Genomic DNA, 11,659 nt, shown 5'->3' with positions numbered 1-11,659 from the left:
AGAGTCGTCCTGTGGCCGTAACGGCCTGATTAAAAGACGTATGGATGTGTCCGGTACGCGGATTGATCAGTTTGGGGAGAGCCTCGACGTAGGTGCCCAAGAGCTTTTTCATGCCCCGATAGTTGAGAATATCCTCGACGATGGGTGCCTTGTCCTTGAGCTGCAACAGCACTTCCTCGGAGGTAACAAATTGCCCCGTCTTGGTCTTCTTGGGCTTGTCGACAATCTTCATCTTGCCAAAGAGAATCTCACCCACCTGTTTCGGACTGCTGATATTGAATTCCTCGCCCGCCAATTCGAAAGCATGACGCTCGTATTGCTGCATGCGCTCGGTGAAGGTACGCTCGATTTCGTTCAGCGATTCGGTGTCCAAGAGCACACCGTTGAGCTCCATGTCGGCCAGCACTTTGACCAAAGGCATCTCGATATCCCAAAACAACGACTTGGCACCAACCTCTTTCAGCTGAGGCTCCAACACGTTTTTGAGCCGCAGGGTGATGTCGGCGTCTTCGGCAGCATATTCGTATATTTCCTCCGGGGAGAGGTCGCGCATGTTCTTTTGCCCCTTGCCCTTGGGGCCGATGAGTTCTTCGATGTGCATCGTTTGGTAATGCAGCAAAGTTTCGGCCATGTAGTCCATGTTGTGACGAAGCTCCGGTTGGATGAGGTAGTGGGCGAGCATGGTGTCGAACATCTTACCTTGGATATCGACGCCATAGTTTCGCAACACCACATAATCGTACTTAATGTTCTGTCCTACTTTCAGAATTTCGGGGTCTTCATACAGCGGTTTGAATATATTAACATATTGTAAGGCTTCTTCACGGTCCTTAGGGATGGCCACATAAAATGCTTCTTTTTCCTTCACTGAAAAGCTCAAACCGACCAATTCGGCCTCCATGGGACTGGTAGAAGTGGTTTCTGTGTCTAAACTTAGAATTTTATTTGTCCGTAAAAAGTCACAAAGTTTGCGTGCTTCCTCTTGATTGTCAATGAGTTTATAATGGTGAGAAGTGGTTTTTAGGCTCTCAAAAGTCGAGAATTTGGGCTCACTCGTAGTCTTGGTCGGATTTTCTTCAAATAAATTGAGTTGTAAATTATCAGACGTTATCTTTTCTTCACCTTTATTAAGAAATTTCTTTGCGAGTCTCCTAAATTCCAATTCTGTGAATATTTTGTGCAGTTCGGCCTCGTCGGGTGAGGTCATCTTCAATTCGTCGAGATTGAGTTCAATGGGCACATCAGTTCGGATGGTAGCGAGAAACTTAGACATCTTGATATCGTCCACAGCGTTCTCCACCTTTTCGCGCATTTTGCCCTTCAGTTGGTCGGAGTTCTCGATGAGGTTCTCACACGTTCCAAATTCATGGATAAGTTTCACGGCGGTTTTTTCCCCAACGCCCGGGCACCCTGGGTAATTGTCGGACGAGTCGCCCATCAGCGCCAGGAGGTCGATGACCTGTGCGGCACTGGCAATACCATATTTGGCTTGTATTTCTTTTTCTCCGATTTTATCGTAGCCTCCTCCATGTCTGGGACGAAACATATAAACATGCTGACGAATGAGCTGTCCATAATCTTTGTCGGGCGTCAGCATATAGGTTTCGATGCCTTTTTCAGCAGCTTGGGTGGCCAGGGTGCCGATGACATCGTCTGCTTCGAAGCCATTCACCTGCAAAATGGGGATATGCATGGCCTTGAGTATGTCCTGAATGTGAGGTACGGACAGTTTGATGTCTTCGGGTGTAGCCTCCCTTTGTGCCTTGTAGGGTGGGAAAGCCTCGTGGCGGAAAGTCTTGCCGTAGTCGAAAGCCACTCCGATATGTGTAGGATTTTCTTTTTCGATAATCTCGTTCAGCGTGTTGCAAAATCCCAATATGGCTGAGGTGTTCAGTCCTTTGGAATTGATGGTTGGGCGCTTGATAAAGGCGTAATACGACCGGAATATGATGGCATAAGCATCCAAGAGGAATAGTTTCTCCATAATAATTTTGTTTTACTTGTAAAATTACTAAAATCTTGCGACAATATGCGATAAAAGCCGTAATTTTGTAACAAATTAAACAGAAGTTTATGGATTATGTATCAACCATCAAGCAACCAATTAATTCGGAATTAAACGATTTCATCGCTCTGTTCGACGAGTCGTTGTCGCATACGGATGGGCTGCTTTCACAAGTGCTGGATCATGTCCGCCAACGTGCGGGAAAGCGCATGCGCCCCATACTGATTTTGTTGATGGCGAAGAATTATGGCCAGATCACCTCAACGACTCTGAATGCTGCCGTGGGGCTCGAGTTGCTCCACACGGCCTCGTTGATGCATGATGATGTGGTGGATGAAAGTGAGGAGCGGCGCGGTCAGGCTTCTGTGAATGCGGAATATAACAATAAAGTGGCTGTCCTGGCAGGTGACTATGTACTTTCCACGGCTCTGCTGCACGTTAACTTCACACATAATGAGGCGATTATCGAGACGTTGGCAGAATTGGGAAGAACGCTTTCGAATGGCGAGATTCTGCAACTCTCGGCGATTCAGAACCAATCCATCTCTGAAACAACCTACTATGATGTCATCAGCCAGAAGACTGCAGCGCTCTTCGAAGCTTGTGCTGAGGTGGGGGCGTTGTCTGCTGGAGCAGATGCGGCTGCTACGACACAAGCTCGGAATTTCGGCCGTAACATTGGTATTATCTTCCAAATCCGCGACGATATTTTTGATTATTATGACACGGACGAAATAGGTAAGCCCACGGGCAATGATATGGCGGAGGGTAAGCTCACCCTGCCAGTGATTTATGCCTTGAAATCCACGGGCGATGAAGCAATGATGAATCTGGCTCGCAAGGTGAAGCAAGGCACAGTTTCTCACGATGAAATCGCGCAATTAGTCCAGTTCACCAAGACCCATGGAGGAATAGAATATGCTGATAAGCGTATGTGGGAATTTCATGCAGAAGCCATGGACTATCTTAAGAATCACGTGAAGGATGTTGAAATAAAGACGGCTTTGCAAGCCTACATCGACTATGTGGTGAAGCGTACAAAATAAGGGGTACGAACACCTTTTATTGTCTTATTCGTATAGAGCGTGATAGATTAATCTATCATAATCATGTTAATATAGTTATGAAACAAAGATTTCTCACTATTATTTTCCTTTTGTGTGCTTACGTTTGCGTATCGTATGCACAGAAATTGGAAGGTAGTTGGACTGGAAAACTGTCAGTTCAAGGTGTACAACTAACGATTGTCTTTCACGTTGAAAAAGACAAAAACAGTGATTTCATAGTAACGATGGATAGTCCTGACCAAAGTGTAAAAGACGTTCCTGCCACTGTAAACAGTCTGACGGCTGACTCTGTTGATATTGCTATCTCGTCGATTGGGGCCCGGTATCTTGGTAAACAGCATGGAGACAGCATTCAAGGTACGTTTACGCAGTTTGGAAGGGCTTTTCCATTGATGCTCAATCGTGGTACGGAGGAGCTAAAAAGACCACAAACACCACACTTGCCCTATCCTTATCAAACTGAGGAAGTAACCTTTAATAATGCGAAGGCAAATGCTGTTTTCTCAGGTACATTGACTTATCCAGTGGGGTATGAGCAGATGGACAATCACAAAGTGCCAGTGGTACTGATGGTAACAGGTAGCGGTCAGGAAAATAGAGACGAGGAAATTTTTGACCATCAACCCTTCTTGGTCTTGGCAGATTACTTGGCTCGCCATGGCATTGCATCACTTCGATACGATGATAGAGGATTTGCAAAGTCTACTGGCGATGCTTCTAAATCGACCATGAAAGACAATGCGGAGGATGCTCGCTGTGGTCTTAACTACCTGAAAACCCTTAAAAGGTTTGGAAAGATAGGTGTCATGGGACATAGTGAGGGTGGCAGTATTGCCCTAATGTTGGCAGCAGAGGGTTTACCCGATTTCATTGTCAGTCTTGCGGGAGTTGCTGGACGTGGTGATAGCTTGATGTTGAAGCAGGTTTATCAAGCTATGGAGGCGAGAGGTGATGCGACATTCGCACACGACTATTGTAAGGTGTTAGGAGCTATTTATGCTTATAGAAATGCTAAGAAAGACATTTCTGACCCAGATGCCGTGTTGGATTCCTTGCTGAAGCAAACCAATGTGTCGCTTCCAGCATTGAGCAAACAAAGTTTACTGCCCGTTATCACCATGCAAACCCCATGGATTCTCGATTTCATCGCAACCGACATGGCTTGCTATCTTCCAAAAATTAAGTGTCCCGTAATGGCAGTTAATGGAAGTAAAGATGTGCAGGTAGATGCACACGACAATCTTTCTGCTTTTCGTAAAGGCCTGATACCCAATAAAAAGAACTTGATAAAAGAATATGAAGGACTCAACCATCTTTTCCAATACTGTACTACAGGTCAGACAACAGAGTACCGGTTGATAGAAGAAACCTTTGCCCCAGAGGTGATGAAGGATATCGTTGATTGGATCAAGACACTTGAATAACGATACAAAAGAAAAGCGGATATACATTTCTCAGGTGTATATCCGCTTTTTGCAGGGCGTTATTTCGTTGCTTCTATCGTATCGTTAGAAGAATTTTATCTCATTTCCTTCAATCTCACTGAGCAGCAGGTTTGTCAATCTACTGGTTCCCAGTCTGAACCATTTGTTGGTCAGCCACTTCTCACCGAGTACTTCTTTGACGATGGTATAGAATATCACAGCGTCCATCACGGTGTTGATGCCGCCTGCGGGTTTTAGTCCAATCTGTATACCTGTTTCCTCGTAATACTCTTTGATGGCTTGGCACATCACGTAGACATCCTGGGGTGTTGCTCCTCCTTTATCCTTGCCGGTGGAGGTTTTGATATAATCTGCACCCGCATACATCGAAAGAATGGATGCCTTTTTCACGTTGGAAAGGCTGCCCAGCAGACAGTTTTCCAGAATAACTTTCATGGCAACGTTGCCACAAGTTTGTTTCAGTTCGCTGATTTCCTCGCATGCTCCTTCGTAGTCTTCACAGAGAAACTTGCCTACGGGCAGTACGATATCCACGTTTGTGGCACCGTCTTTGACAGCCAGTGCGGTCTCGGCCACCTTTACTTCGATAAACGTCTGGGAGGAGGGAAATGACCCTGAAACAACGGCTATGTCCACACCCTCAACATCCAGCGTGTCTTTTACCACTTCTGCAAAGTTGGGGTAAACGCAAATGGCAGCCACATGAGGAAGGTCAGGGAAAGCGGAATCAAAGTTGTTGACTTTCTCTACCATCTTCATAATCTTGAGATCGTAGTCGGCAGCGCTCAGCGAGGTGAGTTCCACGCTACCCAATAGGAATTTCTTGACCTCTTTGGTGTCGTTTTCAGGTACTTTCTCTACGATGAGTTTTTTCAGGGCTTCGCTCACTTCTGCCTCGTTGACGTTGCAGTTGTATTTCGCCAAAGCCTGTTCATACTTGCTTTTTTCTGTTCCCTTGTCTGCGCGTTGCGCTTCTACCTGAGCCTTCAGTTTTCCTTTATTTACTGTAGGTTTAATGTCTTTTGAGTATGCCATAACAGTTGATTATACTTGTTTTTTTATATGATTATTTTTGTATTTTGCTCTGTGTCAGAGGCGGGAGAACACTTGGCACGTCACACATGCCGTTGGCAACTTCTGCCTTTTGGAACGTAGGGTGGGAGATGAGACTCCTATTTCAGTTTTTCATTCTTCTTATGTCTCGTTGCGTCGCGTTTGGTCTTCTTCTCGATGCTTTTGCGTAATTCCTCCGTAAGGTCCACACCCGTCTGGTTGGCGAGACAGCAGAGCACCCAGAATATGTCGGCCATTTCTTCGCCTAAGTTATCTTTTTCGCCTGCCTTAAAGCTCTGGTCGCCATATTTGCGAGCCATCACGCGAGCCAATTCGCCCACTTCCTCAGCCAGGACGGCCATATTTGTGAGTTCGGAGAAATATCTCACGCCATAGGTTTTAATCCATTGGTCCACGGCGTTTTGTGCTTCTTGTATCGTCATTCCTTGTGGTGTGGTTTATGAGTTTCTTTTATTGTGGATAGCTTCTAATTTTTTTAACAGCAGGATTCCGCCCGTGGCGATTACAGAAGTGATAAGATGTCCCCACCAATCCACGCTTTCGCCTCTTATCCAATCTATTGCCGCCAGGGCAAGGAAGAATGCAAACAGAAATATTATAGGAGCGAATATTGAGTAGGGGAGCTTCATTCCTTATTCTTTGAGTCTATGCAAATGGTCACCGGACCGTCGTTCACGAGTTCTACTTTCATGTCAGCCCCGAACTCACCCGTTCCTACAGGCTTGCCCATCGCGGTGCTTAGAGCCTCGCAGAAGCGATTGTAGAGCGGTATTGAGATGTCGTGAGGTGCCGCTTTAATCCAACTAGGGCGGTTGCCCTTCTTGGTGCTCGCCATGAGTGTGAATTGCGAAACCACGATAATATCGCCACCAGCATCTTGAATATTTCGGTTCATCACACCATTTTCGTCATCAAACACCCGTAGCCCTACAACTTTTTTCACCAACCAGTTCATGTCTTCTTCGTTATCGTCGACACCTATCCCTAACAAGATGAGATACCCCTTTCCGATTGATGATTTTATTTTTCCGTCGATTGTAACAGATGCACGGCTAACGCGTTGGATTACTATTTTCATTCGTTATATGATGTTTGTACCAGTATTATTTCCCACAAAGATAAGCACAAAGATGATTATATTCAAACTTTTATACTTTTATTTTCAATTCAAACCCAGAGCCAAGGCTGTTAAAAAGTGGGCCTTGCACTTTTCTTTTGCCCCAATGCATCAATCACTCATTCGAGTGGTCCTTATGGTTTGACTTTTCAAAATATTCCGTAACTATCTTTGCCTTGTTTGATCCGATAATGGTCGCAAGTTCATCGGGTGGTGCTACCTTGATGTTATTTACTGATTTAAAGGCTTTTAATATCTTTTCCTTTGTTTTAGGACCTATCCCCTTGATGTTGTCTAATTCCGAATGCAAAGCATGTTTTGATCGTTTGTCTCGATGGAAACTTATTGCATATCTGTGCACTTCATCCTGAATTTGCGTTAATACCCTGAAAAGCTCTGTATCTGTCTTAAGTCCAATGACTTGCGGCGGAAAGCCATGCAACAATTCATTGGTTCGATGTCGGTCGTCTTTGGCCAGTCCTGCAATGGGAATGCTGAGTTTAAGTTCATCTTCGACAACCTCTCTTACCACTTCCATCTGCCCCTTTCCCCCATCAGTTATAATGAGGTCGGGTAGGGACGTGCCTTCTTTCATCATACGGCTGTACCTGCGTCTCACCACTTCCTGCATGGATGCGTAGTCGTCGGGTCCTACAACGGTCTTGATGTTGTATTTTCGATAGTCCTTTTTAGAGGGCTTCATACCTTTGTATACCACACATCCGGCAACGGCATCAGTCCCGGATATATTCGAGTTGTCAAAGCATTCTATGTGGTAGGGCAGCGTGGGTAATCCAAGTTTTAGCTGCAATTCCTTCATCAGTCTTGTCTGTTTTTGTTCCGGATTCAGCTTTTCAGCCTGCTTCAGTCTATCAAATTTATACTGTTTTCCATTCATTTCAGACAGTTCCAACAGATGTTTTTTATCGCCTCTCTGCGGTATGAAAAACTCCGCATCTTTTAGTTTCCACTCCATCTCAAAGGGTACGATAACTTCCTTAGCCTTACTGTTGAACCGTGCGCGTATCTCCGGGATAGCTTGGATGAGCAAATCTTCATGTGTCTCGTCCAATTTTCGTTTATATTCGAATGTAAAACTTTGACTTATCGTGCCATTTTTAACATGAATATAGTTGATAAAAGCATTCTTTTTCAGCTCATCTTCTGTTATTGTAAACACATCTACGTCATTAATCGTATAACTTACCACCTCGCTTTTAGCAACGAAGTCCTTCAGCATGATATATCTCTGTTTCAATTCTTCAGCTTCCTCAAACTTCATTTCCTCAGCTTTCTGCATCATCTTTTGATAGAGCCAGTCGCTCAGTTGACGTGTGTTGCCTTTGAGAACCTCCTTGGCCTGCCGAATATTTTCCATGTATTCCTCATGGCTTTGCTTGCCGATACAACAACCTTTACAGTTGTGTATATGATAATCCAGACAGGGGCGGTATTTGTTCTGTGCCACACCCTCTTTGGTGATGGGTTGCCTGCATCGTCTCGGTTTGAAAACCTTGTTAATCAATGACAGTATATTATACATCGACGCCACATGCGGGTAGGGGCCGAAATAAGTACCATGTTTTCTGTTTATCGTCCTTGTCTTATAAATTCGAGGGTAGTATTCATTGGTGATACAAATGCTGGGATACGTCTTCCCATCCTTCAACAAGACGTTGTATCTTGGATTATACTTCTTGATGAGCGAATTTTCCAACAGCAGGGCATCTTCTTCACTATTCACAACGGTGTACGTGATGTCGTGAATTTTGCTTACCAGTACCTTGGTCTTGAATCTATCCACCTCTTTATGAAAATAGGTCGACACTCGGCTTTTCAGCTTTTTTGCCTTGCCTACATAAATAATATGATGCTCTTTGTCGTAGAATTGATAACTGCCGGGACGTTCCGGCATGCTCAATACGATGCTCTTAAGATACTCCAATCTTTTTGTGTCTTCTTCTTTTTTCATATTTCAAGTACCCAATATATATTGGTATTATAGCTTATTTTGTTTCACGTGGAACATACATGCGTGAAGAACAAAAAAAGTGTTGCCTTTTGGTGGTAAGAATAACGAGTTGACGTCTTGCCTGCAGTCTTCCTTTTCTTTTCTATTTTATGAGATTGACATGCAAATATACCAAAAACGTTTTTTGATTGCAAGCGCTATGACGTTATAGTTTTATAAAAGTCATTGTTTGTTTAAAAGATTGTCCCCGAAAGGAGAGGCCTTACGGGGACAATGTTGTGTTAGTCTTCTATCGAGGTCAATGTCGACACAATTTTAGAATTGAAGCAGGCTACTGATCTCGATGTCTTTTGCAAATGTGTCGCGAGCATGTGGAAATTCACTTTTCAATTCAATGATGAAGTTGCAATAAATCTTTTTAGGATGGAACTTTTTAACCAAGTCGCACGCCGCTTTCATGGTTCCACCGGTGGCGAGTAGGTCGTCATGAAGCAAGATGATATCCTCTTCGTTGATCGCGTCCTTGTGAATTTCTATGGTATCTATGCCGTATTCTTTAGCATAACTTTCCTGAACGGTCTCACAAGGAAGCTTTCCAGGCTTTCGACAAAGTACAATTCCTGCGTTCAGATGGTAAGCAACGGCCGAACTCATCACGAATCCACGGCTCTCGATGCCCACAATCTTGGTGATACCTTTGTCTTTGTAAAGGTCTACCAATTCGTCGCTCATGATTCTCAAGCATTCAGGGCTCTTGAATAATGTGCTTACATCTCTAAAATTCACTCCTTTTATCGGCCAATCCGGAATACTCCTTAGATTTTCCAATAGTGTCTTGTTGTTCATTTTTTTGTTATTTTATTGTTGTTTAATTCTTCTTTTTCAGTGAATTGAGCAAACCTATGTTTCACGTGAAACAAAACTCCGTTCAATGTGTTCGGGGGTGGGGGTTAATATGTATCCTTTGCTCCGAAAGAGCACGCCACTGGCTTGATACACGTGTTAGGTATTGCTTTTGGCTTGGGTGTTATGGGTCTCTTGAACTATCTCCCCATCAAAACCAGTAAGACATTAATATCACTTGGTGATACGCCGGGTATTCTGCTGGCCTGTCCAAGTGTTTCCGGGTCAATACGCTCGAGCTTTTGCCGTCCTTCCGTACTAATCTCCTTTAAGTCTTGATAGTTAAATTTCCCTTTAATTCTGATATTTTCCAACCGATGCATTTTATCGGCAATGAGTTTCTCCCGTTCGATATATCCCCTATATTTAATACGGATTTCCACACCCTCAACAATTTCCTCAGCCCTGTTTCGAGGCGATTCCATCTGTTCCTTCAAGCCCGGTATGATTTCTGCCAGCACTTTCATGTTTAGCTGAGGTCGGCCGATGAGGTCTGTCAATTTACACCCCATGCGGAGTGGGGGGATGCCCAGTGCTTCGAGAGAAGAGTTGATTTCCTTCGGCTTAACCGATGTATTCTTGCAATATTGTATCATGCGGTCTATTGCTTCTTTCTTCTCTAACCACCAGTCGAGACGTTCGCGGGATGCCAACCCCAATTCGTAGGCTTTCTCGGTGAGACGCGCATCGGCGTCGTCTTGGCGCAGAAGGATACGGTATTCGGCGCGCGATGTAAACATTCTGTATGGTTCGTCCACGCCCTTTGTGGTGAGATCGTCTATGAGAACGCCGATATAACTCTCGTCCCTCCTCATGACAAACGGTTCGTTCCCCGAACAATGGAGAGCTGCATTCACCCCGGCGACGATGCCCTGTGCGCCCGCTTCTTCGTATCCGGTGGTACCGTTCACCTGTCCGGCCATGAATAATCCCTTGATAATTTTGGATTCCAAAGAGTGCTTGAGCTGCGTGGGATCGAAGTAATCGTATTCGATGGCATATCCCGGACGGTAAATCTTGGCCTCTCTCAAGGCCGGAATCTGATGAAGAGCCTTGAGTTGGGTCTCCAGCGGCATGGACGAAGAGAAACCATTTAGATACATCTCGTTGGTGTCTTCGCCTTCCGGTTCAATAAACAAAGGGTGTGAATCCCGATCCGGGAAGGTAACAAGTTTTGTTTCGATCGACGGGCAATAGCGTGGTCCGATAGATTCAATCTGACCATTGTAGAGTGGGGAGTTGGCGATGTCTTCGCGCAATATTTCGTGTGCGTCACTGTTCGTGCTGCATGTCCAGCAGGGTAGCTGCTTGAGGGTAGGTTGCGACCAAAGGTAGCTGAACTTGTGAAAGTCGTTCTCTCCGGGCTGCTCCTCTGTATCTTCAAAGTGGATACTTCGCTTGTCAAGACGCACGGGCGTACCCGTTTTCATGCGTCCGGCTCGCACCCCCCAGCGCGTTATAGACTCCGTAAAATGCAAAACCGCAGGCTCAGCACACCGACCTCCGGGATACTGCTTGCGTCCAATGTGCATCAGGCCGTTGAGAAACGTGCCGGCGGTAACGACAACGGCCTTGGCGCGTATCTCCACACCCCAGACCGTTCTCACCCCAACGGCTTCTCCATGCACTGTCAGGAGCTCGTCGGCCTGGTCTTGCCAGATATCCAGGTTGGGTGTCCGGTCGAGCACGCGTCTCCATTCCACGATATATTTTTCGCGGTCGCATTGCGCGCGTGGAGACCACACGGCCGGCCCCTTTCCCTTGTTGAGCATCCGAAACTGTATGGCCGTGGCATCGGTCACCTTGCCCATGAATCCTCCCAGGGCATCAATTTCTCGAACAAGCTGACCCTTGGCTATTCCTCCTACGGCAGGGTTGCAACTCATCTGTGCAATCTTGTTCATATCCATGGTCACCAGACAGGTCTTGGCTCCCAGGTTAGCTGCTGCCGTGGCCGCTTCACATCCGGCGTGACCACCCCCGATGACAATCACATCGTAGTTGAAATCCTTCACAGTCTTTTCTTTTTTTGCAAAAGTACATAATTATATCGATTTTTTGTATTTATTGCTTTGA

The 11,659-nt window shown here is 45.4% G+C and carries 9 protein-coding genes; 2 read left to right on the top strand and 7 right to left on the bottom strand.

Going from position 1 to position 11,659, the window contains the following annotated elements:
- Positions 1 to 1,984: DNA polymerase (locus HMPREF0645_RS08815; protein ID WP_007174624.1), on the bottom strand; the 1,984-nt coding region annotated here is incomplete at its 3' end.
- A gap of 89 nt (positions 1,985 to 2,073) precedes the next feature.
- Here HMPREF0645_RS08815 and HMPREF0645_RS08810 point away from each other — a divergent pair.
- Together HMPREF0645_RS08810 and HMPREF0645_RS08805 are read left to right on the top strand one after the other, a co-directional pair.
- Positions 2,074 to 3,051: a polyprenyl synthetase family protein gene (locus tag HMPREF0645_RS08810; protein WP_007174623.1), complete on the top strand. Its 978-nt coding sequence runs from the start codon at positions 2,074 to 2,076 to the stop codon at positions 3,049 to 3,051.
- 77 nt (positions 3,052 to 3,128) lie between these two features.
- Positions 3,129 to 4,496 carry an alpha/beta hydrolase family protein gene (locus HMPREF0645_RS08805; protein ID WP_007174622.1) on the top strand — a complete coding sequence of 456 codons (1,368 nt, stop codon included), beginning with the start codon at positions 3,129 to 3,131 and terminating at the stop codon, positions 4,494 to 4,496.
- Between the two features lie 84 nt (positions 4,497 to 4,580).
- Here HMPREF0645_RS08805 and deoC read toward each other — a convergent pair whose 3' ends face one another.
- From deoC to mnmG, 6 genes are all read right to left on the bottom strand, one after another.
- Entirely contained in the window at positions 4,581 to 5,552 is a 972-nt protein-coding gene (deoC, locus tag HMPREF0645_RS08800; protein ID WP_007174621.1) for a deoxyribose-phosphate aldolase, read from the bottom strand.
- Between the two features lie 137 nt (positions 5,553 to 5,689).
- Entirely contained in the window at positions 5,690 to 6,013 is a 324-nt protein-coding gene (locus HMPREF0645_RS08795; protein ID WP_007174620.1) for a nucleotide pyrophosphohydrolase, read from the bottom strand.
- Between the two features lie 203 nt (positions 6,014 to 6,216).
- Complete coding sequence (gene dtd / locus HMPREF0645_RS08785) at positions 6,217 to 6,669, bottom strand: D-aminoacyl-tRNA deacylase (protein ID WP_007174618.1); 453 nt, start codon at positions 6,667 to 6,669, stop codon at positions 6,217 to 6,219.
- 154 nt (positions 6,670 to 6,823) lie between these two features.
- The gene (uvrC, locus tag HMPREF0645_RS08780) at positions 6,824 to 8,680 is read right to left on the bottom strand and encodes an excinuclease ABC subunit UvrC (protein WP_007174617.1); all 1,857 of its coding nucleotides are present in this window, start codon (positions 8,678 to 8,680) and stop codon (positions 6,824 to 6,826) included.
- A gap of 315 nt (positions 8,681 to 8,995) precedes the next feature.
- Positions 8,996 to 9,526, bottom strand: a complete 531-nt coding sequence (locus HMPREF0645_RS08775; protein ID WP_007174616.1) for an adenine phosphoribosyltransferase — start codon at positions 9,524 to 9,526, stop codon at positions 8,996 to 8,998.
- Between the two features lie 197 nt (positions 9,527 to 9,723).
- Positions 9,724 to 11,598 (bottom strand): tRNA uridine-5-carboxymethylaminomethyl(34) synthesis enzyme MnmG, encoded by a 1,875-nt coding sequence (gene mnmG / locus HMPREF0645_RS08770; protein ID WP_007174615.1) that lies wholly within the window; start codon positions 11,596 to 11,598, stop codon positions 9,724 to 9,726.
- Between the last annotated feature and the right edge of the window lie 61 nt (positions 11,599 to 11,659).

The sequence above is a fragment of the Hallella bergensis DSM 17361 genome (assembly GCF_000160535.1).
In the GTDB taxonomy this organism is placed as follows: domain Bacteria; phylum Bacteroidota; class Bacteroidia; order Bacteroidales; family Bacteroidaceae; genus Prevotella; species Prevotella bergensis.
The sequence above is the reverse complement of the archived record's forward strand: the minus strand, read 5'-3'. Positions and strand labels throughout refer to the sequence as shown.